The 25,202-nt window shown below is 70.9% G+C and carries 20 protein-coding genes; 7 read left to right on the top strand and 13 right to left on the bottom strand.

Annotated features, from left to right (window positions below; translation table 11 throughout):
* Nucleotides 1-256: 256 nt before the first annotated feature.
* The 3 genes from ACWD4G_RS37925 to ACWD4G_RS37915 all read left to right on the top strand — a co-directional run bounded on the left by ACWD4G_RS37925 (nucleotide 257) and on the right by ACWD4G_RS37915 (nucleotide 7,047).
* Nucleotides 257-3,172: a glycoside hydrolase family 48 protein gene (locus ACWD4G_RS37925; protein ID WP_451301848.1), complete on the top strand. Its 2,916-nt coding sequence runs from the start codon at nucleotides 257-259 to the stop codon at nucleotides 3,170-3,172.
* A gap of 141 nt (nucleotides 3,173-3,313) precedes the next feature.
* Complete coding sequence (locus ACWD4G_RS37920) at nucleotides 3,314-5,980, top strand: cellulose binding domain-containing protein (protein WP_451301846.1); 2,667 nt, start codon at nucleotides 3,314-3,316, stop codon at nucleotides 5,978-5,980.
* Between the two features lie 155 nt (nucleotides 5,981-6,135).
* On the top strand, nucleotides 6,136-7,047 hold the full coding sequence (locus ACWD4G_RS37915) for an endonuclease/exonuclease/phosphatase family protein (RefSeq protein WP_451301845.1): 912 nt from the start codon (nucleotides 6,136-6,138) through the stop codon (nucleotides 7,045-7,047).
* A gap of 60 nt (nucleotides 7,048-7,107) precedes the next feature.
* Here ACWD4G_RS37915 and ACWD4G_RS37910 read toward each other — a convergent pair whose 3' ends face one another.
* The 5 genes from ACWD4G_RS37910 to ACWD4G_RS37890 form a co-directional block, all read right to left on the bottom strand.
* Nucleotides 7,108-9,030, bottom strand: coding sequence for a rhamnogalacturonan lyase (locus tag ACWD4G_RS37910; protein WP_451301843.1), 1,923 nt, complete (start codon nucleotides 9,028-9,030; stop codon nucleotides 7,108-7,110).
* Nucleotides 9,031-9,068: 38 nt separating this feature from the next.
* Nucleotides 9,069-10,076 carry a helix-turn-helix transcriptional regulator gene (locus ACWD4G_RS37905; protein WP_451301841.1) on the bottom strand — a complete coding sequence of 336 codons (1,008 nt, stop codon included), beginning with the start codon at nucleotides 10,074-10,076 and terminating at the stop codon, nucleotides 9,069-9,071.
* Nucleotides 10,077-10,115: 39 nt separating this feature from the next.
* A complete protein-coding gene (locus ACWD4G_RS37900; RefSeq protein WP_451301839.1) occupies nucleotides 10,116-10,919 on the bottom strand; it encodes a class I SAM-dependent methyltransferase in 804 nt (267 codons plus the stop codon).
* A 4-nt stretch (nucleotides 10,920-10,923) separates the two neighbouring features.
* Complete coding sequence (locus ACWD4G_RS37895) at nucleotides 10,924-11,229, bottom strand: 4a-hydroxytetrahydrobiopterin dehydratase (RefSeq protein ID WP_451301837.1); 306 nt, start codon at nucleotides 11,227-11,229, stop codon at nucleotides 10,924-10,926.
* A gap of 64 nt (nucleotides 11,230-11,293) precedes the next feature.
* A complete protein-coding gene (locus ACWD4G_RS37890; RefSeq protein ID WP_451301835.1) occupies nucleotides 11,294-12,361 on the bottom strand; it encodes an ADP-ribosylglycohydrolase family protein in 1,068 nt (355 codons plus the stop codon).
* 36 nt (nucleotides 12,362-12,397) lie between these two features.
* Between ACWD4G_RS37890 and ACWD4G_RS37885 the strand changes: the two genes are divergently transcribed.
* Nucleotides 12,398-13,243: a helix-turn-helix domain-containing protein gene (locus ACWD4G_RS37885; RefSeq protein ID WP_451301833.1), complete on the top strand. Its 846-nt coding sequence runs from the start codon at nucleotides 12,398-12,400 to the stop codon at nucleotides 13,241-13,243.
* A 7-nt stretch (nucleotides 13,244-13,250) separates the two neighbouring features.
* Here ACWD4G_RS37885 and ACWD4G_RS37880 read toward each other — a convergent pair whose 3' ends face one another.
* The gene (locus tag ACWD4G_RS37880; RefSeq protein ID WP_451301831.1) at nucleotides 13,251-13,667 is read right to left on the bottom strand and encodes a hypothetical protein; all 417 of its coding nucleotides are present in this window, start codon (nucleotides 13,665-13,667) and stop codon (nucleotides 13,251-13,253) included.
* Between the two features lie 268 nt (nucleotides 13,668-13,935).
* On the opposite strand from ACWD4G_RS37880, the gene ACWD4G_RS37875 reads away from it, so the two are divergent.
* Nucleotides 13,936-14,799: a helix-turn-helix domain-containing protein gene (locus tag ACWD4G_RS37875; protein ID WP_451301829.1), complete on the top strand. Its 864-nt coding sequence runs from the start codon at nucleotides 13,936-13,938 to the stop codon at nucleotides 14,797-14,799.
* Between the two features lie 36 nt (nucleotides 14,800-14,835).
* Here ACWD4G_RS37875 and dnaK read toward each other — a convergent pair whose 3' ends face one another.
* The 4 genes from dnaK to ACWD4G_RS37855 form a co-directional block, all read right to left on the bottom strand.
* Nucleotides 14,836-16,707: a molecular chaperone DnaK gene (gene dnaK, locus ACWD4G_RS37870; RefSeq protein ID WP_451301827.1), complete on the bottom strand. Its 1,872-nt coding sequence runs from the start codon at nucleotides 16,705-16,707 to the stop codon at nucleotides 14,836-14,838.
* Between the two features lie 229 nt (nucleotides 16,708-16,936).
* On the bottom strand, nucleotides 16,937-17,362 hold the full coding sequence (locus ACWD4G_RS37865) for an OsmC family protein (RefSeq protein ID WP_451301825.1): 426 nt from the start codon (nucleotides 17,360-17,362) through the stop codon (nucleotides 16,937-16,939).
* Between the two features lie 113 nt (nucleotides 17,363-17,475).
* Nucleotides 17,476-19,536, bottom strand: coding sequence for an alkaline phosphatase family protein (locus ACWD4G_RS37860; protein WP_451301900.1), 2,061 nt, complete (start codon nucleotides 19,534-19,536; stop codon nucleotides 17,476-17,478).
* A 265-nt stretch (nucleotides 19,537-19,801) separates the two neighbouring features.
* Nucleotides 19,802-20,239, bottom strand: coding sequence for a hypothetical protein (locus tag ACWD4G_RS37855; RefSeq protein WP_451301898.1), 438 nt, complete (start codon nucleotides 20,237-20,239; stop codon nucleotides 19,802-19,804).
* Nucleotides 20,240-20,381: 142 nt separating this feature from the next.
* Between ACWD4G_RS37855 and ACWD4G_RS37850 the strand changes: the two genes are divergently transcribed.
* Both ACWD4G_RS37850 and ACWD4G_RS37845 read left to right on the top strand, forming a co-directional pair.
* A complete protein-coding gene (locus ACWD4G_RS37850; protein WP_451301823.1) occupies nucleotides 20,382-21,143 on the top strand; it encodes an MBL fold metallo-hydrolase in 762 nt (253 codons plus the stop codon).
* Entirely contained in the window at nucleotides 21,140-21,754 is a 615-nt protein-coding gene (locus ACWD4G_RS37845) for a DedA family protein (RefSeq protein ID WP_451301822.1), read from the top strand. Before ACWD4G_RS37850 ends, ACWD4G_RS37845 begins: the two co-directional genes overlap by 4 nt.
* Before the next feature lie 96 nt (nucleotides 21,755-21,850).
* On the opposite strand, the gene ACWD4G_RS37840 is transcribed toward ACWD4G_RS37845, so the two are convergent.
* The 3 genes from ACWD4G_RS37840 to ACWD4G_RS37830 form a co-directional block, all read right to left on the bottom strand.
* Nucleotides 21,851-23,158, bottom strand: a complete 1,308-nt coding sequence (locus ACWD4G_RS37840; RefSeq protein WP_451301820.1) for an aminotransferase class I/II-fold pyridoxal phosphate-dependent enzyme — start codon at nucleotides 23,156-23,158, stop codon at nucleotides 21,851-21,853.
* Between the two features lie 81 nt (nucleotides 23,159-23,239).
* A complete protein-coding gene (locus ACWD4G_RS37835; RefSeq protein ID WP_451301818.1) occupies nucleotides 23,240-24,034 on the bottom strand; it encodes a hypothetical protein in 795 nt (264 codons plus the stop codon).
* Between the two features lie 320 nt (nucleotides 24,035-24,354).
* Nucleotides 24,355-25,071 carry an ANTAR domain-containing response regulator gene (locus ACWD4G_RS37830; RefSeq protein ID WP_451301816.1) on the bottom strand — a complete coding sequence of 239 codons (717 nt, stop codon included), beginning with the start codon at nucleotides 25,069-25,071 and terminating at the stop codon, nucleotides 24,355-24,357.
* Between the last annotated feature and the right edge of the window lie 131 nt (nucleotides 25,072-25,202).

Genomic DNA, 25,202 nt, shown 5'->3' with positions numbered 1-25,202 from the left:
CGGGGACGGACGCGCCGACTGATGGAACCGCTCCCACTGGTGCTGGTGAAGGTAGCGCCAAGTGACGGTAAAAAACAGAGGTGTTGCGTTATTGCGCTTCACGAATCTTTTCGCCCTGATCGAATCTTTTCGACTCTTCAAGCACCTTGACCCCTTGTGCCCCCGTCCTCAATATGGGAGCGCTCCCACTGGTTCAAGGCTTGTTGTTGCTGCTCCGCCCCCACCTCCGTAAGAGCCGCACGGAAGGAACCAGAGCATGCTCCCCAGACCCGGACGCCGCACGGCGCGGCGCCTGTGGACCGCCGTCGTGGCGGCCCTCGCTCTCCCGCTCACGATGCTCGGCACGACTTCAACTCCCGCAAGCGCGGCGGCAGTTGCCTGTAGCGTCGACTACCAGACGAACGACTGGGGTTCCGGTTTCACCGCCGACCTCACGCTCACCAACCGGGGTACCGAGGCCATCAGCGGCTGGACCCTGACCTACGACTACGCGGGCAACCAGACGCTGTCCAACGGCTGGAACGGCACCTGGTCCCAGTCCGGGAAGACGGTGACGGCACGCAACGCCTCCTGGAACGGCACGATCGCCGTCGGGGCGGCCGTGACCACCGGTGCCCAGTTCACCTACAGCGGCACGAACGCGGCACCGACAAGCTTCGCCATCAACGGCACGCCGTGTGTGGGCGCCCATCAGCCGCCGATCACCGTGCTGACCAGCCCGACGGCGGGCGCGGTCTACTCGCAGGGCGACCCCGTGCCGATGGCCGCCACGGCCGCCGCCGCGGACGACGCCACGATCAGCAAGGTCGAGTTCTACGACGACACCACGCTGCTGGGCACCGACACGACGTCGCCGTACACGTTCTCGGCGACGGGGCTGTCCGTGGGCAGCCACTCGCTGGTCGCCAAGGCGTACGACAGTCTGGGCGCGTCGGCGGACTCCACGCCGGTCGGCATCACGGTCGCCTCGGGTCCCGCCGTGGTGGTCGCGCCGACCCAACTGGGCGTCCGCCAGGGCGAGTCGAGCACCTACGACGTGAAACTTTCGACGCAGCCGTCCGGCAGTGTGACGGTAACGACGGCGCGGGCCTCCGGCAACACCGGGCTGTCCGTGACCGGCGGCGCGTCGCTGACGTTCACGTCGTCGAACTGGAACACCGCCCAGAAGGTGACCATCGGCGCCGACGCCTCCGGCACCGGCTCGGCGGTCTTCGACTCCACGGCCACCGGGCACGCCAAGGCGTCGGTGACCGTGACGCAGCTGGCCGCGTCGAGCGAGTACGACGAACGGTTCCTGGAGCTCTACGGCAAGATCACCAACCCGGCGAACGGCTACTTCTCCCCCGAGGGCATCCCGTACCACTCGGTGGAGACACTGATCGTCGAGGCGCCGGACCACGGCCATGAGACCACCTCGGAGGCGTACAGCTACCTCCTGTGGCTGCAGGCCATGTACGGCAAGGTGACCGGCGACTGGTCCCGCTTCAACGGCGCCTGGGACATCATGGAGCAGTACATGATCCCCACCCACGCCGACCAGCCGACCAACTCCTTCTACACGGCGAACAAGCCGGCGACGTACGCCCCCGAGCACGACACCCCCAATGAGTACCCGGCGCAGCTCGACACCGGTGTCTCGGTCGGCTCGGACCCCATCGCCGCCGAGCTGAAGAGCGCGTACGGCACGGACGACATCTACGGCATGCACTGGCTGCAGGACGTCGACAACGTGTACGGGTACGGCAATTCGCCGGGCAAGTGCGAGGCGGGCCCGACGGACACCGGCCCGTCGTACATCAACACCTTCCAGCGCGGACCGCAGGAGTCGGTGTGGGAGACCGTTCCGCAGCCCACCTGCGACCAGTTCAAGTACGGCGGTCCGAACGGCTATCTGGACCTGTTCACCGGTGACGCCGCCTACGCGAAGCAGTGGAAGTTCACCAACGCGCCCGACGCCGACGCGCGTGCCGTGCAGGCCGCGTACTGGGCGGACATCTGGGCCAAGCAGCAGGGCAAGGGCGCCGATGTCTCCGCGACCATCGGCAAGGCCGCGAAGATGGGCGACTATCTGCGCTACGCCATGTACGACAAGTACTTCAAGAAGATCGGCAACTGTGTGGGTCCCACGGCCTGTGCGGCCGGTACCGGCAAGGACGCCTCGCACTATCTGCTGTCCTGGTACTACGCCTGGGGCGGTGCGACCGATTCCTCGGCGGGCTGGGCCTGGCGCATCGGCTCCAGCCACGCCCACGGCGGCTACCAGAACCCGCTCGCCGCGTACGCCCTCGCCAACTACGCCCCGCTGAAGCCGAAGTCCGCGACCGGGCAGGCCGACTGGGCCAAGTCCCTCGACCGGCAGATCGAGTTCTACCGCTGGCTGCAGTCCGATGAGGGCGCCATCGCGGGCGGCGCCACCAACAGCTGGGCGGGGCGGTACGCGACGCCTCCGGCGGGGACGCCGACGTTCTACGGCATGTACTACGACGAGAAGCCGGTGTACCACGACCCGCCGTCCAACCAGTGGTTCGGCTTCCAGGCGTGGTCCATGGAGCGGGTCGCCGAGTACTACCAGCAGACGGGGAACGCCGCCGCGAAGAGCGTGCTGGACAAGTGGGTCGACTGGGCGCTGTCCAACACGACCATCAATCCGGACGGTACGTATCGGATTCCGTCGACCCTTCAGTGGTCGGGGGCGCCCGATACGTGGAACGCGTCGAGTCCCGGCGCCAATGCGGGGCTTCATGTCACCGTCGCCGACTATACGGATGACGTGGGAGTGGCCGCCGCTTACGCCAAGACCCTGACGTACTACGCCGACCGCTCCGGTGACGCCGACGCGGCCCGGGTCGCCAAGGCGCTGCTCGACGGGATGTGGGACCACCACCAGGACGGGCTCGGGATCGCGGTTCCCGAGACCCGGGCGGACTACAACCGGTTCGACGACGGGGTGTATGTGCCGAGTGGGTGGACCGGGACGATGCCGAATGGTGACGCCGTCAACTCGTCGTCGACCTTCGATTCGATTCGGTCGTTCTATGAGGACGATCCGGCCTGGTCGAAGATCGAGGCGTATCTCGCCGGCGGGGCAGCGCCTTCGTTCACTTATCACCGGTTCTGGGCTCAGGCGGATATCGCTTTGGCCATGGGTGCGTATGCGGAGCTATTGGAATAGCTCCGCCGAGAGGTCGTGCTTCGGCTGCGGGTGATCCGTGGCTGGTCGCGCAGTTCCCCGCGCCCCTGAAGACGGGCGCGGGGGCTGTGCACGTAACGCTTCGCCCCTTTCCCCCCACCTTTGCAGGAGAGGACCCCACCTGTGCGAAGAACTCGCATCCTCACCACCGTGCTCGCCCTCGCGGCCGGGCTGCTCGCGGGCTCCCCGCCCGCCCTGGCCGCCGAGAAGGCCGACAAGTCCGTATCGATCGCCGCCGACACCTACACCTGGAAGAACGCCCGCATCGATGGCGGTGGATTCGTTCCCGGCATCGTCTTCAATCGTAAGGAACAGAACCTCGCGTATGCCCGTACCGATATCGGTGGGGCTTATCGCTGGGTCGAGTCCTCCAAGTCCTGGACGCCGCTGCTGGATTCCGTCGGCTGGGACAACTGGGGGCACACGGGAGTCGTGAGCCTCGCCTCCGATTCCGTCGATCCCGACAAGGTGTATGTGGCCGCCGGGACGTACACCAACAGCTGGGACCCCGGTAATGGGGCGATTCTTCGGTCCTCCGACCGGGGGGCCAGTTGGCAGAAGGCCGATCTGCCGTTCAAGCTCGGCGGGAACATGCCGGGGCGTGGCATGGGTGAGCGGCTCGTCGTCGATCCGAACAAGAACAGTGTGCTGTATCTGGGGGCGCCGAGCGGGAAGGGGCTCTGGCGGTCCACCGACTCCGGGGTCACCTGGGCGCAGGTGGCCGACTTCCCCAACGTCGGGAACTACGTGCAGGACCCGAGCGACGCGTCCGGGTACGCCTCCGACAACCAGGGGATCGTCTGGGTCACCTTCGACGAGTCCACCGGGACGTCCGGGAACGCGACGCGGACGATCTATGTCGGGGTCGCCGACAAGGACAACGCGGTGTACCGGTCGACGGACGCGGGTGCGACCTGGTCGCGGGTGGCCGGGCAGCCCACCGGCTATCTGGCCCACAAGGGTGTTCTCGACGCGGTCAACGGCTACTTGTATCTGTCCTACAGCGACAAGGGCGGGCCGTACGACGGCGGCAAGGGCCAGCTGTGGCGGTATGCGACGGCCACCGGGACCTGGACGGACATCAGTCCGGTCGCGGAGGCCGACACGTACTACGGGTTCAGTGGGCTGACCGTGGACCGGCAGGACCCGGGGACGGTCATGGCGACGGCGTACAGCTCCTGGTGGCCGGACACCCAGATCTTCCGTTCGACGGACAGCGGCGCCACCTGGACCAAGGCGTGGGACTACACCTCGTATCCGAACCGTTCGAATCGCTACACCATGGACGTCTCGTCCTCGCCCTGGCTGACCTGGGGCGCCAATCCGTCGCCGCCGGAGCAGACGCCGAAGCTGGGGTGGATGACCGAGGCACTGGAGATCGACCCGTTCGACTCCGACCGGATGATGTACGGGACGGGCGCGACGATCTACGGGACGGAGAACCTCGGGAACTGGGACAGCGGTGGTCAGTTCAGCATCAGGCCGATGGTGCAGGGGCTGGAGGAGACCGCCGTCAACGATCTGGCCTCGCCCCCGTCCGGTGCGCCGCTGCTCTCCGCGCTCGGTGACATCGGTGGTTTCCGGCACACGGATCTGACGAAGGTCCCGTCGATGATGTTCACCCAGCCGAACTTCACGTCCACCACCAGCCTGGACTACGCCGAGTCCAACCCCAACACCGTGGTGCGGGTGGGCAATCTGGACTCCGGCCCGCATATCGCGTTCTCGACGGACAACGGGGCCAACTGGTTCGCCGGGACCGATCCTTCGGGCGTCAGCGGCGGCGGTACCGTCGCCGCTGCCTCCGACGGCAGCCGGTTCGTCTGGAGTCCGCAGGGCGCGGGCGTCCACTACGCGACGGGCTTCGGCACCTCCTGGTCGGCTTCGTCGGGCATCCCGGCCGGCGCGATCGTCGAGTCCGACCGGGTGGACGCGCGGACCTTCTACGGGTTCAAGTCCGGGAAGTTCTATGTGAGCACGGACGGCGGGGCCACCTTCACGGCGTCCGACGCCACCGGGCTGCCCAGCGGTGACAGCGTCCGCTTCAAGGCGCTGCCCGGGGTGAAGGGTGAGGTGTGGCTGGCGGGCGGCGCGACGGACGGGGCGTACGGGCTGTGGCACTCCACGGACGGCGGGGCCACGTTCACCAAGCTCTCCAACGTCGAGCAGGCCGACACCATCGGGTTCGGCAAGGCGGCCACCGGTGCCTCGTACCAGGCCCTCTACACCAGCGCCAAGATCGGCGGCGTACGCGGGATCTTCCGCTCGACGGACAAGGGCGCGACCTGGACCCGGATCAACGACGACGCCCACCAGTGGGGTTGGACCGGCGCCGCCATCACCGGTGACCCACGGATCTACGGCCGTGTGTACATCGCGACCAACGGGCGCGGGGTCATCTACGGCGACACCTCCGACACCGGCGGTGGGGACGGCGGTACGGACCCCGAACCCGAGCCGGAGCCCACGGGTGCCTGCGCGGTGACGTACACGATCACCAACGAGTGGTCCGGCGGCTTCCAGGCCGATGTGAGGCTGACCAACACGGGGAGCGGCGCGTGGAGCGGCTGGTCGTTGGGGTGGACGTTCCCCAGCGGGCAGACCGTGTCGCAGATGTGGAACGCCGAGCACACCCAGTCGGGATCGGCGGTGACCGCGAAGAACGTCGGCTGGAACGGCAATGTGGCGGCGGGGTCGTCCGTGAGTTTCGGCTTCACGGGTGGGTGGACAGCATCCAACGGTGAGCCGACGGCCTTCCGGCTCGGTGAACAGACCTGCGCGGTCAGCTGACCAGGCGACTCGGAGGGGGCGCGTGTCGAATACGGCACGCGCCCTTTTCGAGCCGTGTACACCCTCATCTCTAGGCATGTTCATGATGAACGCAGGGGGGCATCCCACACTGTGTACGCACGGCTCGCCCGGAGACCTTCACAGAAGGAGCCCCTGTGCCGAACCACAGCCGAGTCACGCGCCGACTGAGCATGAAGACCGCCCTCGCGGCGGCGGTACTGCTGCCGTTGTCCCACACCACCGGACTGTCCACCGAACCCGCCGTGGCGGCCGAGGAGTCCGCCGCTCCTCCACTCGACACCATGTCCTTCAATCTGCGCTACGCCAGCACGGTCCAGCCCAACAGCTGGGCGGTGCGCAGACCGGTGATGCGGGAACTGCTGCGGCAGGAGGCACCCCATGTCATCGGCACCCAGGAGGGCCTGTATCAGCAACTCCTGGACATCGAGGCCGACTTGGCGCCGAACTACCGGTGGATCGGCGTCGGACGCGCGGGCGGCACCCGGGACGAGTTCATGGCCGTCTTCTACGACATCCGCCGCCTCGCCCCGGTCGAGCACGCCCACTTCTGGCTCTCCGACACCCCGGAGGTGCCCGGCTCGAACACCTGGGGCGGCGGCTCCATCCGTATGGTCACCTGGGTCCGCTTCCGCGATCTCCAGGACGGCGACCGGCAGTTCTACGTCCTGAACACCCACCTCGACAACGTCAGCCAGTACGCCCGCGAGCGCGCCGCCGCCCTCATCGTGCAGCGGATCGGCGGCCTCGACCGGTCCCTCCCCCTCGTCGTCACCGGTGACTTCAACGTCGCCGCCCACAACAACGTCGTCTACGACACGATGCTGGGCGCCGGGCTCGTCGACACCTGGGACGCGGCGGCCGAGCGCAGCGCGCTGTACGCGACCTTCCACGGCTATCAGCCGCTGACGCCGAACGGCAGCCGTATCGACTGGATTCTGACCACGCCGGGGATCACGGTGCACCGGGCGGAGATCAACACCTACTCGTCGGGCGGCCAGTTCCCCAGCGACCATCTGCCGGTGCAGGCGTCGCTGACCCTGGGCTGAGGCCTTCGCCGGGGCCCGTGGGCGGGCCGGAAGGGCCCGGACCGCCCACGGACCGGTCGGCTACGGCGTGTAGACCGTCGGCCGGGGAGCCGTCGGCATGTCGGCGCCGATGAAGAAGCTGGTGTGCGGGGGCTGGTTGTAGGCCGTGTTCTGCCAGGCGAGCCCCGTGCGGTACATCGTGTCGTGCAGCAGGGTCGTGATCTTCGTACTGGTCTCGATCGGCGTCGAGTAGATACGCAGTGCCGTGTTGCCGCTGGTCCGCCAGACGACCTCCTCGCGCCAGTCGCCGAGGATGTCACCGGCCAGGGCGGGGGTCGCCTTGGTGCCGTTGTTGGAGGACACCCCGGAGCCGGTCAGCAGCCGGGTCTCGGCGGAGGTGCCGTACTTGTCGATCCGGGTGCCGTCGAGGAGTTCGCGGACCGGGTCGCCGTCCCACCAGGAGAGGAAGTTCACCGAGGAGGGTTCGCGGCCCTTGGCCGCGCCGGCCTCGTCGCGGATGGAGGAGTCGGAGGCCGACCACATCTCCGGGCCGTCGTTGCCGGCGTAGATGTCCCCGGCGACACCCCGCCCGTTGTCGCAGCAGGCGGCCAGCTGCCAGCGCACCGCCCCGTTCGCGGGGTTGATGTACAGCTCGGCGGGCTGGGAGGTGGACTCGGAGACCTTGAAGTACTCAAGACCGGACGTGGAGGCGTCGAGGTCGCCAAGGTGCTGGGCGTCCCCGTGGCCCGTCTTCGTGGTCCACAGGCCATAACCGTTGTCGTCGACGGCCATCGCGCCGTACACGATCTCGTCCTTGCCGTCGTTGTCGACGTCACCGACGGAGAGGCTGTGCGAGCCCTGCCCGTCGAAGCCCTTGCCGCTGTTGGTGGACGAGTTGGTGTCGAAGGTCCAGCGCCGGGTGAAGGCCCCGTTCCGCCAGTCCCAGGCGGCGATCACCGTACGGGTGTAGTAGCCGCGGGCCATGATGAGCGAGGGCCGGGCGCCGTCGAGGTAGGCGGTGCCGGCGAGGAAGCGGTCGACGCGGTTGCCGTAGGAGTCCCCCCACGACGACACCGTGCCCCGGGCCGGGACATAGTCCACCGTCCCCATCGCCCGCCCGGTCTGCCCGTTGAACATGGTCAGATACTCGGGACCGGAGAGGATGTAGCCGGAGGAGTTGCGGTAGTCGGCCGACGAACTGCCGATGACCGCGCCCGTCCCGTCGACCGTGCCGTCCGCCGTCTTCATGGCGACCTCGGCCCTGCCGTCGCCGTCGTAGTCGTACACCTGGAACTGGGTGTAGTGGGCGCCGGAGCGGATGTTGCGGCCGAGGTCGATGCGCCACAGCCGGGTGCCGTCCAGCTTGACGCCGTCGACGATGGTGTTGCCGGTGTAGCCGGACTGGGAGTTGTCCTTGGCGTTCGTCGGCTGCCACTTGAGGACGAACTCCAAGGCGCCGTCGCCGTCGAGATCGCCGACGGAGACGTCATTGGCCTCGTAGGTGTACGCGACCCCGTCCGGGGTGGTCCCTCCGGCGGGCGGGCTGATCGGTACGTCCTTGTAGGCGGTGCGGAACTGGATCGCGTGCACCGAGTCGCCCTGCTCCACCCCGTTCACGATCGCGCGGATCGTGTAGTCGGCCTGGGCGGGGGCGCCGGAGTGGAAGTAGTTCGTCGAGCCGGTGACCGGGGTCGAGTTGACCTTCGTACCGGCGCGGTACACGTTGAACGAGACATCGTTCGGATCGGTTCCCAGCCAGCGCCAGCTGACCAGGTTCCCGGCGTCGGTGTGCACGCTGACCACACCCCGGTCCAGCGCCTCGACCTGCCGGGCGGTGGCCGCGGCGGCGGGCGGTGCCGTGAACGTGGTGAGCCCTGCGGCGGTGAGCGTCGCCACCGCCAACGTTGTCACCATCCTGCGGGCCTTGCGGATCGTGTGGGGCCTCGGGGTGAGGCGGGGCTGGGGGACGGTGGTGCGTCTGCGGTGCGCATGCGGGTGCGTCACGGGGCTACCTCCCGAGAGGACAGACGGGTTCCGTTTCCTCAGTCGCCGCCGCCCGCACCGGAGTTGCCGTACATACGGGCCAGTTCTCGCACGGTCGCCGCGATCCGCTCCCTCAGTTCCGCGGGCTCCAGCACCTCCACCCGCGAACCGAGCCGCAGGAACTCGTCATGCGCGTGGTCGACGGACTCGATGGGTACGGTCGCGACGGTCCAACCTCCCTCCCCCGTACGCCCGTTGGCGGCCACGGCCCGCTGCTGCGGCCCGGCGAGCGGCGTCCCCGGAGCGATCCGTACGACGGCCTCGGCACGGTACAACCGGTCCTGGAAGTCACGCTGGTACGAGGCCCAGTGGGCGGCGAGGTCGAAGCCCTCGGGCCGGACGAACTCACCTTCCCCGTCCTCACCCTTCTCGTCCTCACCTTCCCCATCGTCCGGTTGAAGCACGTCGAGGATCTGGTCGACCCGGTAGGTACGGGGCCCCGGCCCGGCGACGACGTACCAGCGGCCGGCCTTGAGGACGAGACCGTACGGTTCGAGACGGCGGCGTACGTCGGTGGGTTCGGCCCAGCGGCGGTACAGGACGCGCAGGACCCGGCTGTGCCAGACCGCGTCGGCGACGGCGGGCAGGAACGGGACGGGGTCGGCGTCCGTGTACCAGCCGGGGGCGTCGAGGTGGAAGCGCCCGGCGACCCGGTCGGCGTGGTCGCGCAACTCGGCCGGGAGCGCGGCACGCACCTTCAACTGGGCGGCGGCCAGGACCGGTCCGAGGCCCAGCTCCGCCGCCGGACCGGGCGCACCGGCGAGGAACAGGGCCTGGGCCTCCGCCGGGTTCAACCCGGTGAGCCGGGTGCGATATCCGTCGAGCAGCCGATAACCGCCCGCGCGCCCGGCGTCCCCGTACAGCGGGACACCGGCGGCGTGCAGGGCCTCGATGTCCCGGTACACCGTCCGCACCGACACCTCCAGCTCCCCGGCGAGCTGGGCGGCGGTCATCCGGCCACGGGTCTGGAGGAGGAGCAGCATCGAGAGCAGGCGGGCGGATTTCATGCGAACAGCGTGGCAGGGCGACCGACCGCCCGACGCGCCTCACCCGGCCGGAGGCACCGGCGGCACCGGCGGCGCTGGAGGCACCGAAGGCACCGAAGGCACCAGAGGCTTCCGGAACGCGCGCAGGCTGAACGTCGGGTCCGGGCGGTCCCGGTCCTGGTCGGGGAGGGCGGCGAGACGCACGGCGAAGTCGTCGGCGAGCGGATCACCGGGAGGGATGGTCATGAACCAGCCGCGCCGCAGATCGGTGAGGGTGCGGCGCGGGCTGCGGCCCTGCCCCCGGCCCGTGAACGTGGCCTGCCCGGCCGCTTCCAGGCCGTGCTCGGTGGCGTACTTCTCGACGTCGACGGCGGTGTCCGTCGCCGGGACCCTGGGGCGCGGCGCGAGGACGGCGTCGATGTCGCTGCCGACGTTGTGCGCGGCGGCCTTGTCGACGGTGGTGACATACACGCCACCGGGCCGCAGCACGCGCGCGCACTCGCCGATCACGGCACGGACGTCCTTTGGACCGGCCAGCAGATGCAGCAGCCAGACACTGCTGACCGCGTCGAACTCCCCGTCCCTGAACGGCAGTCGACGGCTGTCGGCCAGCACCACCGCGCCGGGCAGCCGCACGGCCGCGCGGCTCGCCATGCCGTACGTCAGGTCGACGCCGGTCACCCGCATTCCGGCGCGTCCGGCCGCGAGACGCCGGGTGACGATGCCGGTGCCGCAGGCCACGTCGAGGAGAGTGCGGGTGCCTTCGGGGAGGAGGCCGAGTACGGCGTGCGCGGCGGACTCGGCGCGGGGCTCGCCGCCCCGCAGGGCGTCGTAGTCGCTCGCCTCCTTGTCGTAGTCCAGCACCGGATCAGCTCGCCCCGTGGCCGGGGGCGAGCGCCTCCACCCTGCGGGCCAGCTCGAAGTCCTTGTCGGTGACGGCGCCGCCGGCGTCGTGGGTGCTGATGGTCAGGGAGACCGTGTTGTAGCCCAGGGTGAGGTCGGAGTGGTGGTTCAGCTCCTCCTGGGTGTGGGCGATGTGCACGACCATGGCGACGGCCGCGAAGTGCGAGGCCAGCCGGTACGAGCGAGCGAGCCGACCGCTGTCCAGCGCCCAGCCGGGCAACTCCGCGAGCCGCTCCTCGATCTCCTTCTGCGCCAAGGGTTCGACAGCCATGCGCCCACTCCTCCCGCGACAACCCCTGCGAACACGCTTTCCTTCCCAGCCTGCCACCGCCCTCTCAGATCCGTACGCTCTCCGTCGCGAAGTCGTCCGCCAGGAGGGTGATCTCGGCGCGGCCCTCCGTCGTGGTGAGCCAGTCGTGGGGCAGGCCGTGGTCGCCGTGGTGGGTGCCGAGGAGGTTGCCGCAGATGGCGCCGGTGGAGTCGCTGTCGCCGGAGTGGTTGACGGCGAGGAGGAGGGCGTCGGTGACGCCGGGCGTGGCGAGGGCGCAGTAGACGCCCATCGCCAGGGCCTCCTCGGCGACCCAGCCGGCGCCGAGGGATGCGAGCTTCTCGGCGGTCGGGGCGCCCTGGGCGGCGAGGTCGAGGGCGCGGGTGAGGGCGGCCGTCGTCTCCTCGTGGCCGGGGTGGCGGGCGAGCAGCCGCATGGCGCGGAGCACGGCGCCTTCGAGGGACTCGTCGGCCATCAGGAACGACACCATCGCGGCGAGCGCCCCTGCGGCGTAGTACCCGGTGGGGTGCCCGTGGGTCATCTGGGAGCACCGCGCGGCCATGTCGAACGCGGTCTCGGCCGGTACGCGGGCCAGCCCGAAGGGCGCCGCCCGCATGACGGTGCCGCAGCCCTTGGAGTTCGGATTGACCGGGCCGGGCCCGCCGAGGGGGACCGCCGGGTCGGGGTGGTGGACCTGGGCGAGACCGGAGAGACAGGCGTTGCCGGGGGCGCGGCGGGCGTACAGCCAGGGCTGGGCGGCGAGACCGGAGGTCGCCCGGGGGTCGGGGCCGGACTGCCGCTGGGTGTCCAGCCAGCGGCCGTACGCCTCACGGACCAGCTCCACCCAGTCGCCGTCATCGCCCTTGAGCCGCGCCCGCTCATGCGACTGCCGCAGCCCCTCGACCGTGAACAGGGTCATCTGGGTGTCATCGCTGACCCGCCCCACCACGCCGTCCGCGTCCGGCACGAGCCCGGTCACCCCGGTGCCTCCGTACCGGGCGCGGATCTGGTCGAGCGAGGCGAATTCGATGGGATAGCCGAGGGCGTCCCCGACCGCCCCGCCCAGCAGACACCCTCGTACCCGGGCCCGGTAGACGGCCGTCGCCTCCCAGGACGGGTTCCACGGGTTGTACACGCGCCACTCCTCGATCGCCTCGGCTACGTTCGACGTATGACCATTGTCCCGTCCACCGCCGCAGGCCGTCCCACCACCCCTCCCGACCGGGGCGTGGGTCCGCTGCTGCGGGCCTGGCGCGAGGAACGACGGTTCAGCCAGCTGGAGTTGGCGCTGCGCGCGGGCTCCTCGGCCCGGCACATCAGCTTCGTCGAGACGGGCCGCGCCCGCCCCAGCGAGGAGATGGTCCTCCGCCTCGCCGACCACCTCGACATCCCCGTCCGCGAGCGCAACGCCCTGCTCCTGGCGGCGGGTTATGCCCCGCACTACCCCCAGACCCCGCTCGACGACCCGGCGCTCGCCACCCTCCGCGAGGGCATGGAACGCCTCATCCAGGGCTACGAGCCCTACCCGGCGCTGGTCGTGGACGCCGCGTACGACGTCCTCGCCGCCAACCAGGGCATCGCCCTCCTCCTCGGCGACCTCCCGGCGTTCCTCCTCTCCCCACCCCTGAACGCGATACGTCTGACGCTCCACCCGGAGGGCCTGGCGCCCCGCATCCGCAACCTCCGTGCCTGGCGCGGGCATCTCCTCCAGCAGATGGAACGCCAGATCGCCCTCCGCCGCTCGGCACGGCTGCGCGCGCTGTACGAGGAGGTCGCGGCGTATCCGCTGCCGCCGGGCCGACCGGACGAGGACCCCTCGGCCGAACCCGACGGCCGGCCGCCCGCGTACTTCGCGCTCCCCCTCCGTATCGAGCACGACGGCCGGGTGCTGTCCTTCGTCTCCTCCATCTCCACGTTCAACACCCCCATGGACGTGACCGTCGCCGAACTGGCCATCGAGACCCTGCTCCCGGCCGACCCGGCGACGGCCAAGTACCTTCACTCGCTGATGACATGACTCCGGCTCAGTCCCGATGCGCTCGTACGGCGATGAACTGGGCCGCCGCGAACCCGGCCACCGTGACCGCCTGGAGCACCGTCCACACCGCGCCCGCCGTGCTCGGCGTCAGCCAGAGCGCGAGGGCGACGAGGCTGAGCACCGTCCAGGCGAGGTTGGCCTCGATCACGGCGTGCACGGCCGGCACCGGCGGGCGCCGGCGCGAGGCCAGCAGGCCCACGGCGGCTGCGTACACGGTGAGGAAGGCGCCGAGCCCGAGCAGCAGGCCGGAGCCGACGCCGAGGAACCGGCCGAGCGGGCCGGAGGCGAGGAGATAGGCGAGCCCGTTCGCGCCGGTGACCACGGCGTCCACGGCCAGGAAGCGACGCAGCATGATCCGGGGGTCGGTGGTCCGGGCGAGAGCGGCGAGCTGGGTTGCGGACATGGCGGATCACCCTCCGTCGAGGTCGGACGAGTCCAGTGGATGGGAGCCGGGTTCCGGGGCGGAGTGCGCCGGCCCGGAACCCGGTGCCCTCACCTTGCCGTGCGCGGCCGGGCACGGTCGATTACCTCGGAGGTCATGGCACCCCGTACTCTGTGGGGTCGTCGTGGCACCCTGTGCCGTGGGAGCGGAACGTTCCGGCCACCCCCATGAGATGTCCACCGGAACATGACAGACTGTTCGCAGACTTCGGCGCGTGGGGAGGCGTGGCGTGAGTGAGCGGCGGGCCGCGCCCACCGTGGGCCAGGTGGTGCTCGGGAAGCGGTTGCAGGAGCTTCGCGAGGCCGCCGGGCTCAAGCGCGAGGAGGCGGCACGGGTCCTACGGGTCGCCCCGGCGACGGTCCGGCGGATGGAGACCGCCGATGTCGCCCTCAAGATCCCCTACGTTCAGGTGCTGCTGACCACGTACGGTGTCGGGGAGCGGGATGTCGCGGAGTTCGTGAAGCTGGCGGAGGACGCGAACAAGCCCGGATGGTGGCAGCGCTTCCATGACATCCTGCCGGACTGGTTCAGCCTGTATGTGAGCCTCGAAGGGGCCGCGAGTCTGATCCGGCAGTACGAGCCGCACTTCGTGCCCGGGATGCTGCAGACCGAGGACTACGCCCGCGCGGTGATGGAGGCCGGAACGGTCGGCCAGATGGGCCCCGAGGCGATCGACCGCCATGTCTCGCTCCGGATGGCGAGACAGAAACTCCTGACGCGGGAGAACCCGCCCCACCTCTGGGTGATCATGGACGAGACGGCCCTTCTCCGTCCGGTCAGCATCCACTCCGAGGTCATGCGCGACCAGATGGACCGGCTGCTGGAAGTCACCGAGAAGGACCACGTCATCCTCCAGGTCGCCGAATTCTCCAACGGCCCGCACCCCGGCACCTACGCCCCCTTCGGCCTCTTCCGCTTCGCCGAGCCCGAACTCCCCGACATGGTCTACACGGAGTACCTCACCGGCGCCCTCTACCTCGACTCCCGCCGCGAGGTCGCCATGCATCTGGAGGTCCTGGACCACATGGCGGCGCACGCGGCCTCCGCCGAGGAGACCAGGGAGATCATCAGGCGCTATCGCGCCAAGTTCTGACGGCCGGACCGAGCCAGGTTCTCACACCCGGTGGTCTCAGCTCTTCTGGTTCTTGTCGTCGTCGACGATCTCCGCGTCCACGACGCCCTCTTCCTCGGCTTCGGCACCGGCGTCGGTGGAGCCGGGGCCCGGGCGGGGTTCCTCGGCCGCACCGGTGGAGGCGCCGGCGTACATGGCCTGGCCCATGCGCTGGCTGACGGAGGCGAGCTTCTCGGTGCCCGCGCGGAGGGCGGCGGTGTCCTCGGGGTTCTCCAGGAGGCCCTTGAGTTCGGACACGGCGGCCTCGACCTCCGACTTGGTGTCGGCCGGGACACGGTCCTCGTTCTCGCGGAGGAACCGCTCGGTCTGGTACACGAGTTGCTCGGCCTGGTTGCGCGTCTCGGCGGCCTCCCGGCGGCGCCGGTCCTCGTCGGCGTACTGCTCGGCCTCCCGCATCATCCGGTCGATGTCGTCCTTGGGGAGCGCGGAGCCGCCGGTCACGGTCATCTTCTGCTCACGGCCGGTGGCCAGGTCCTTCGCGGACACATGCATGATCCCGTTCGCGTCGATGTCGAAGGCCACCTCGATCTGCGGTACGCCCCGGGGCGAGGGCGGCAGTCCGGTGAGGTCGAAGACACCGAGCTTCTTGTTGTACGCGGCGATCTCCCGCTCGCCCTGATACACCTGGATGCCGACCGAGGGCTGGTTGTCGGCGGCGGTCGTGAAGATCTCCGAACGGCGCGTCGGGATCGTCGTGTTGCGCTCGATGAGCTTCGTCATGATGCCGCCCTTGGTCTCGATGCCCAGGGACAGCGGGGTGACGTCGAGGAGGAGTACGTCCTTCACATCGCCCCGGATGACGCCCGCCTGGAGCGCGGCGCCCACGGCCACCACCTCGTCGGGGTTGACGCCCTTGTGCGGGTCCTTGCCGGTGAGTTCCTTGACCAGGTCGGTGACGGCGGGCATCCGGGTCGAGCCGCCGACGAGAATGACGTGGTCGATCGCGGCGAGCTTCACCCCGGCGTCCTTGACGGCCTGGTGGAACGGCGTCCTGCACCGGTCCAGCAGATCGGCGGTCAACTCCTGGAACTGGGCACGCGTCAGCTTCTCGTCCAGGTGGAGCGGGCCCTCGGAGGAGGCGGTGATGTAGGGCAGGTTGATGGTGGTCTCGGAGGAGCTGGACAGCTCGATCTTGGCCTTCTCGGCGGCCTCACGCAGCCGTTGGACGGCCATCTTGTCGTTGCCGAGGTCGATGCCGTGGTTCCCCTTGAACCGTTTGACCAGGTACTCCACGACCCGCTGGTCCCAGTCGTCGCCGCCGAGATGGGTGTCGCCGTTGGTGGCCTTGACCTCGATGACCCCGTCGCCGATCTCCAGGAGCGAGACGTCGAAGGTTCCGCCGCCGAGGTCGAAGACCAGCACGGTCTGCTCCTCGCCCCGGTCGAGTCCGTAGGCGAGGGCGGCGGACGTGGGCTCGTTGATGATCCGCAGGACCTTCAGGCCCGCGATCTCCCCGGCCTCCTTGGTGGCCTGCCGCTGGGCGTCGTCGAAGTAGGCGGGCACGGTGATCACGGCGTCGGTGACGTCCTCGCCGAGGTACGACTCGGCGTCCCGCTTCAGCTTCTGCAGCACCCTCGCCGACAGCTCCTGCGCGCGGAACCGCGTACCGTCCACGGAGCCCTGCTCGGGGAAGCGCCATCCCCCGTCGCCCATGTGCCGCTTGACGGAGCGGGCGGTGCGCTCGACGTTCGTGACCGCCTGCCGCTTGGCGACCTCGCCCACGAGGACCTCGCTGTTCTTGGCGAAGGCCACCACCGAGGGTGTCGTCCGCTGACCCTCCGCGTTCGCGACGACGGTGGGCTCACCGCCTTCCAGTACGGCCACCACAGAGTTCGTCGTCCCGAGATCGATCCCGACCGCGCGTGCCATAGCCGTCCCCTTCCAGCGAGGCCCCACTCCCGTGTCCCTACCTCCAGCACAAAACTTGAGTGGTCCGTTGTCAACGGGGCGAACGGTCGCGCACTGGGGGACGCGCAGGGGCTCACTGGTGGACGAGCGGAGGCTACCCGCGCCCCAAAGGGGCGCGGGGAACTGCGCGACAAGCCACGACGGCGCCGCAGTCAACCCACGACGCCATCGCGCCCCCCTCAGCGGAGCGTCACGCCAGCTTGGCCGAAAGCGTGATCGGCACCGCCTTCAGCGCCTGGCTGACGGGACAGTTCGCCTTGGCGTTCTCCGCGGCGGCGACGAAGCCGTCCTCGTCGAGGCCGGGCACGGTGCCCTCGACGGTGAGGTGGATGCCGGTGATGCCCTCACCCGGCTGGAAGGTGACGTCGGCGGAGGTGACGAGCTTGGTGGGCGGGGTGCCGGCGCCGGCGAGACCGTGCGAGAGGGCCATGGAGAAGCAGCTGGAGTGGGCGCCGGCGATCAGCTCCTCCGGGCTGGTCTTGCCGTTCGCCTGCTCGGCGCGCGACGGCCACGACACCGGCTGCTCACCGATGCCGGAGGAGTCGAAGTGGACGACACCATTGCCCTCAAGCAGGTTGCCTTCCCAGACGGTGTGTGCGGAGCGCGTGGTAGCCACGGTTCTTCCTTTCGCGGGGGTCCCGTTCCAACGGGGGTCGGCCCCCATCCGATCACATTCCGGCCCCCGGTTGGTTCGTGGCTGGTCGCTCCCGCGCGGCGGAGCCGCAAATGTCAGAGCCCCGCGCCCCTTTCAACCCTGTTGGCGTGAGCCCCCAGCGGGACCTGCGGGCCGTTCGATTCCCTCAGCCAGCGCCTCAGTACGCGATGTACCTGTTCGGCGCCGGCCAGTTCCTCGCCGTCCTCGACCGGGGTCGACAGGGCCAGCGGCGACACCAGGAACGCGCGGCTCTGGCAGCCGCCCAGGCCCCCGTGGGAGCCGATCTGTTCCTCGAAGGCCAGGACTTCGCCGTCCTTCGGGTCGTACCAGGAGTTCACCATGATGTCGGCGGTGTGCGGGAAGGTGTGGGTGCGGCGTACGGCGTCGGCGGCGCCGGGGCCGAAGTCGGCCAGGGGGCCGGGGTGTTCGTCGGTCAGGTCGTCGATGGGGATCTCGACGCCGTGCGCGCCCAGGACGACGCCCCCGTGCTCCTCGCTCCGTACGAGGAGGAAGCCGATGCCGGGGTGGTTGGCGAGGGTGGTGAGCAGGGCGGGGTGGCGGGCGTCGATCTCCTCGCGGGTCATCCGGTGCGGGACGTCCGGGAAGGAGACCAGGCCGAGGTTGCCGGAGGCGAGGACGATCGGCTCGGAGCGGCGGGTCGGGCGGTGCTGTTCGGCGCGCTCCTCGACGGGGATGCGCAGGGCGGCGCGTACGGCCGCGCCGGCCTCGGCGCCGCTGTGGGTGCGCCGGGCCTTGCGGGGTACGGGCAGGCCGCAGCCGGCGCGGACCAGGGCGCCGAGGGTCAGACCGTAGCGGCCGAGGAAGGTCTCGCCGGGGCTCTGGCCGTGGTCGGAGAGCAGCACGATGCGGTAGGCGCGCGGGGCGTGTTCGGCGACCTGGGCGATCAACGCGAGGGAGCGGTCGAGGCGTTCGAGGACCTTCTCGGCGTCGCGGCTGCGCGGGCCCGAGTGGTGGGCGACCTCGTCGTACGCCACGAGGTCGGCGTAGATGGCGGCACGCCCGGCGAGCATGTCGCCGATCACCGCGGCGACGACGACATCGCGTTCGACGACGGTCGCGAAGGCCCGGATGAACGGGTAGAGACCGCCGCGACCGACCCGGGGGCGCTGTTTGCGGAGGAGGGCGCGGGTGGACTGGCCGATCTCGCGCAGCGCGTCGGCGACGAAGGACAGGGCGGTGCGGACCGCGTTGGCGGGGTCGGAGAAGTAGGCGAAGTAGCCGGCGCGGGAACGGTTCCGCTTGTCGCGGCGGGCGGCGACGGACAGGACGAGGGCGAGCTGGTCGGCGCCGCCGCTGAAGAGGTTGCCTCGGCTGGCGCCGTCCACGGTGAGCAGGCCGCCGTCGCCGGTGCGGGCCATGGCCCGGCGCTGGAGTTCGGCGGCGCTGGAGGGACGGTTGCAGACCATCACCTCGCGGCTGTCCTTCTCGTACCAGCGGAAGGCGGGGATGTCGTGGTTGGTGCCGTGCAGGATGCCGAGCTGGCTGGCGCCGGTCTGGCTGGACCAGTCGGTGCGCCAGGGGGTGAGCCGGTGGGTGGGGCGGGGGCGGGCCGAGTCGGGGGCCGGGCGGCCGAGCCATGTGGCGAGGGTCGGCATCAGGCCCTTCTCCGTCGCCGCCTCCAGGACGTCATGGCCGACGCCGTCGAGTTGGAGGAAGACGGTGCCGGGGCCGCAGGGGCCGGGGCGGCCGTCCGCGCGCCTGCGGCGGCGGTCGGCCAGCCGGTACAGCCGGCGGCGGTAGGCGTCGTCGTCCCGTACGGCGAGGGCGCCGCCGGTGGCGGAGGCGACGGCGGACATCACGGCGGCGACGACCACGGCGGTCTCGGGGGCGGCCTCGCTCTGGCCGGAGGGGTTGAGCCGTAGGGCGAGGAGCAGCAGGGAGCCGTTGAGGAAGAAGACCAGCAGTCCGAGGACGAGGGCGGGGACCAGCAGCAACGCCCTTACCAGCAGCGGCCACACCAGCGCGGAGAGCAGACCGAAGGCCCCGGCGCCCGCGGCTGCCGTGACGGCGATCTGGGTGGCGCTCTCACCGGTCGCCGACTGCAGCCGGAAGTCGGGCAGCACCCCCGCGAGCACGAGCATGGTCAGCGTGGACACCGCCCACACGGCAAGCATCCGCCAGAACCCGCTGAGCACCCGCCGCCAACCGTCACGACTCACGCCGGCCACCCTCACATCCAGCAGATCCTCCGCCCAGCCTGTCATATGAACGGCCGCCGCCGGGGGGCGCCTGGGGCAGCGCCGGGGGCGCCTGAGGAGCGCCGCCCAGCATGAAAGGGGCGCGGGGAACTGCGCGACCAGCCACGACGGCGCCGCAGACGAACGACGGCATATAGCGGCCCTGCGGCGGAGCCGCATAACGGTGCAGCAAGCGGAGCGCCTAGCGGCCGTCGTACCCCGCCGTAGGCATCGACAGCCGTCGATGAACGCTGGCCTTCATCTGGGCGTCGTACGCCGGTTCGGCGTGATCGACCGTCTCCATGCCGATGCCTCGGCGGACGCACTCGGCGGCGAATTCATCCGCGGAGGCGAGGGCACGCTCAAGAACCCGGCGGCTGGGCGCGACGAAGAGGTCGACGAGGCCGGCGTCGACGTCGGCCCACAGCGCGTCGTGGTCGGTGCGCAGACCGCGTACGAGCAGCTCGCGCGTCACCACATAGCCGCGCTCGGCGGCCCAGCGGGCGCACATGGCGTGCTGGCCACGGGAGTCGACCAGGAACGGGTCGGCCTCCAGCTCCTCCAACGGCGTCAGACTGGCGATGGCCGCGACCCGTACCACGGCACCCCGCCCCGCCTGCCCCGGCCGCTGACGGGGTATCCCCGCACAGCCCGACCGGGAGGCATCACCCTCGTCACGCTTGTCCCCCACGGCGTCCCCCTCACCTCCGAGTCCAGGACCTGGCCGGAGACCCTACTCCAGCCCGTAGGCTCGGGGGAGTAGCGCGAGGGAGGCGAACGGAGTGCCGGTGGAGATCACCTGGTGGGGTCATGCCACCTGCACCGTCGAGGACTCGGGCACACGCGTGCTCACCGATCCGCTCTTCGCGCGCCGGCTCGCGCACCTGCGCAGACGCCGGGGCGCACCACCCCCGCCCGAGGCGGCCGTCGCGGATGTCGCCCTGGTGTCCCATCTGCACGCCGACCATCTGCATGTGCCCTCCCTCGCCCGGCTCGCCCCGGGCACCCGGCTGCTGGTGCCGAGCGGTGCGCCGCGCCAGGTGCCGGGGCTGCGCAGGCTCGCCCATCTCGACCTCACCGAGGTGACGCCCGGCACCAAGGTCAGGGTCGGTGACCTGGTCGTACGCGTGGTTCCTGCCCATCACGACGGGCGGCGGCTACCGGTCGGGCCGCACCGTTCGCCGGCGCTCGGCTATGTCATCGAGGGCGTCGCGCGGACGTACTTCGCGGGGGACACCGGGCTGTTCGAGTCGATGGCCAAGGAGGTCGGGCCGGTCGATGTGGCGCTGCTGCCGGTCGGCGGGTGGGGGCCGTACCTCGGTGAGGGGCATCTGGACGCGGGACGCGCGGCGGAGGCGCTCGCGCGGCTCGCGCCCCGGAGCGCTGTGCCGGTGCATTACGGCACATACTGGCCGATCGGCCTGGACGCCGTGCGCCCCCATGAATTCCATGCGCCGGGCGAGGAGTTCGTACGCCTGGCGGCCACCCGTGCGCCCGATGTGGTCGTGCATCGGCTGGGGCACGGGGAGAGCGTGCGGCCGTGATCATTCTGTCCGCGGCGAGTACGCCGCTGCCGCACGAGTCGACTCAGCAGGCGATCGGGTATCCGACGCTGTTCCTGCTGGTGTTGATCGGGGCGTTGGTGCCGGTGGTGCCGACCGGGGCGCTGGTCAGTTCGGCGGCGGTGGTGGCGTTCCACCAGACCGCGCCGTTCTCGCTGCTGCTGGTGTTCGTGGTGGCGTCCGCCGCCGCGTTCCTCGGGGACGTCGCGCTGTACTGGCTGGGGCGGCGCGGTATGGGGTCGAAGAACGGGTCGCGATGGCTGGGGGCGATCCGGCGGCGGGCACCGGAGGACCGGTTGGCCCAGGCTCAGCAGCGGCTCGACGAACACGGGGTGACCGTGCTCGTGGTGTCCCGGCTGGTGCCGGCCGGGCGGCTGCCGGTGATGCTCGCGTGTCTCCTGGCCGAGATGCCGCTGCGGCGGTTCGCCAGGGGGAACCTCCCGGCGTGCCTCGCCTGGGCCGTGACGTATCAGTTGATCGGCATTCTGGGCGGGTCGTTGTTCGACAAACCGTGGGAGGGCGTGGTCGCGGCGGTCGTGCTGACGGTGTTGATCAGTTTCCTGCCGAGCCTGTGGCGTCGCGCCGTCCGCTGAACGGCGGCCGCGATCAGCAGAACCACATGACGCGCTGCTGAAAGTCGTCGCAACGGCGGCGTGCTCGGAGCGGTCCGCCCGGTGGGGCCGCCCTCGTCACCGCAGGTCTTCGAAGGCCGAGCCGAAGGACGTCAACGCGCGTTCCACATGCGGTAGTTCCAGGGGATCGGCAGCGGTGAGGGACTGGGTCCGTTCCTCGTCGGAGGTGCCGAGGAACGGACCGGTGGACAGTCGGACGCGCAGCGCCCCGAGGTCGTCGCCGAAGCGGTGCCCGCCCGGGGCTGGAACGCCGAGCCGTTCGGTCAGGAAGTCCTCCAACTCCTGGGAGTCGCCGACCCCGTGCCCGGCGAGCGCCGAACGCAGCGGGGACAGGTCCGCGTACAGATGCCGACCGGCGCGCGGCGGCAGGGCGAGCGCCCCGGCGGCCACCACGGCGCGCTGTGCGGCGGCGGCGAGACGGGCGTGCAGTCGTACGGTCGCGGTGAGTCGTTCGGTGACCTCGGCGGGCTCGCCGAGCGCGTACAGGGCCGCCGCCGCGACCGGGGTGGCGACGCGGGCGCCGAGCGCGGTGAGGACGTCGAGGACCCGGGCGCGCAGGCCCGCGCCGTCGCCGTCGGCGGGGAAGCGGGCGACGGCGGCGGGCCAGCCGGGCGGCAGGAAGGGGCCGGCCAGATCGGTGACGACGGTGACCCGGTCGGGGAGCATCTCGGCGGGGCTGAGCAGCACGGTGTCGTGCGGGTCGTGCACGGTGTCGCGCCAGGTCTCGTCGCTGACCAGATGCAGCCCCTCCCCCGCGGCCGCCTCCACGGTCTCGTGCACGAGTTCGGGCGGGGCGACGGTGGCGGTCGGGTCGTCGGCGACGCACAGCACGAGCAGCCGGGGGTCGCCGCCCTCGTCCCGGATACGGCGCACGGTCTCCAGCAGCTGGTACGGGTCCGGGACGCCCCCACACTCGGCGGGTGTGCCCACATGGAAGACGGTTCTGCCGAGCGCCCGCGCCTCCGGTTCCCACCAGGCGGCGCAAGGCCTCGGCAGCAGGACGTCACCGCCGATCGCGGCCGTCAGGGCCAGCAGCAGGGCGGGGGCGCCGGGGGCGGCGACGGCACGGTCGAGCGCGGTGGGCAGGCCGCGCCGGTTCCAGTAGCCGCAGGCGGCGTCCAGGAGCGAGGGGGAACCGCCGGGGGGTACGGCGTCGGGGCGGGCCGCGGCGGCGGACAGCACGGCGGCGAGCTCGGGGAGGACGGGCACGCCCTGGTCTGGAGGGGGCGGACCGTAGCGAACGGGGCCGTGGCCTTCCGGTTCCGCGCGGGCGGGGCCGTGACCTCCGCGCTCCCGACCGGCGGGGCCGTGGCCTTCGTGTTCCCGGTGGACGGGACCGTCTCCTCCGGGTTCCGTCCGCCGCATCTGTGCCTCCGCGCAGTCGTGTTGCGTTCTCCGGCTTGCGTTCGATTGTGCTCCGTCACGCCGGGGCGGACCGTGTGGGCGTCACGATTTCGACTGGGCCCGGTCCCGCAGTCGCTGTACGCCGGCGCCCAGTGCGCCGACGATCAGCAGGCCGCCGGCGACCATGGCCGGGACGGAGTCCGTGAACGCCCCGCCACCGCCCGCCTCGACGCCTCGCTGGACGGGGGCGGGGGTGTGCGTGGCGCGGTGGTCCGGCTGAGAGGTTCCGTGGTGGTCGGGCTGGGCCGGGGGGTGCTCCTTCGCGTACGGGTCGGGTTGGCCGGAGGAGTGGTCCTTGGCGTACGGGTCCGGCGTGGCCGACGGTTGGTCGTTGGCGTACGGGTCGGACTGGGCCGGGGGCTGGTGGGTGGAGTAGTCGTCCAGTGGTTGGTGTGCGGGTTGGTTCGGGTCGCTGCCGGGTTCGACGGTGAAGGCGGCGCTCCACTGCTTCTCCTGACCGCCGGACGCTGCCGGGCAGAGGCCGTCCACGGCCCACTCCGTGGGGCCGCCCATCGCGTCGGGGCGGGCCTCGAAGTCGGCGGCGGGGGCGATACGGGCGGTGCCCTGGTAGGAGGGTCCGGCCGTGGAGGCGTCACCGCCGGGGAGGCGTTGGAGGGTGACCGTGCCCCGTTCGAAGGCCTGGGAGGCGGCGTCGATGGTTTCCGGTGCGGCGGCGCCGGTCGGGTCGCAGGCGACGGAGATCGTGACGTCGGCGCCCGGGAGGACGGTGTGGGGGTCGGCCTGAGCCTCGGATTCCGCGTTCGCGGACGGGGCGAGGGTGCACATGACCGTGCCGGTCACGAAGGCGGCGGACAGGACGCGGGCTGTGCGGCGCATCAGGGGGCTCCTCGACGTCACGGGGCACGACCGCCGTGCCCCGGGGTCCATCACAACGCGGTGTCCTGCGGACCGCTCGCCGCCGGGCACCGTTCGCGGGACATGTGGGCGCCGACCGGGTGACGGTTCGCTCCGCTGGGTTCAGCCGGGGGGTGGGGGGGTGCTTCGGGTACGTTTTCGAGTGCCGGTGCGTTGGGGCTGGTCGCGCCCACGCGGCGGAGCCGCACATTGATACCGCCCCGCGCCCCTGGATGGCCTTCGGCCCATCCATCGGCCTCCGGCCCCATCCATCGGGCCTTCGGCCCTTCCCGTCGTAGCTGTCAGTTGGAAAGTGCTGTCAGTTCCCGTTCCAAGCCTCTGCCCTTCTTCTTCACCACCGCGGCTGCCACCTCGGAGAGTTTGCGGTTGGTGGACTGGGAGATGCGGCGGAGGAGGGTGAAGGCCGTGTCGGCGTCGCAGGCGAGGACGTGCATGACGATGCCGCAGGCCTGGTCGACGATCGGCCTGGTGCGCAGGGCGGTGCCCAGCTGGTCCAGTTCGGTGAGCGCGGCGTGGTACGAGCGGTCGCGGACCATGCAGGACGTGGCGAGGTCGCCGAGGGCGCGGGCGGGTCCGTGCGGGACGTCCTCCAGCGCGCCGGGCCGGAAGCTGTAGAGGCTCAGCGTCACGGTCAGGCCCGAGCGCCGGAAGGGGATCGTGACACTGGACCGCACACCGGCGTCGAGGGCCACCGCCCGGTACTCCGGCCAGCGTTCGTCCCGTAGGAGATCCGTCGAGTCGACCGACTCGCCCCGTTCCAGCGCGGCCGGGATCGGCCCGTCCCCGCACCGCAGTTGCACCGAGACCAGGCCGGCGAGGTCGGGATGGGTGACCGCGGCGGGTCGTTCGGTGCCGCCCTCGCCGACCGTGCTGCTCGCGCCGCAGCAGTCGCTGGTGCAGCGGGCGGCCTGCTCGGCGAGTTCCGAGAGCCGCCTCGCCGGAGCGGCCGACTCCGGTGATTCCGTGCCCAGAAGGCCGAACTGTTCGGTTTCCGGCATGATGCACTCCTCCTCTGCCGGTCGCCTTCCCACCCACCTGCGGCGAAAACGACTCCGGCTGCCCTTGGCGACTTCCACGTCCCTCCCCGGCCTCCGCCCGCGCGGCACCGACCGCCCCCTCACCCGTTTCC

It is taken from the genome of Streptomyces sp. NPDC002643 (assembly GCF_053592555.1).
Note: the sequence above shows the minus strand (reverse complement) of the source record. Positions and strands in the feature narration are given on the sequence as shown.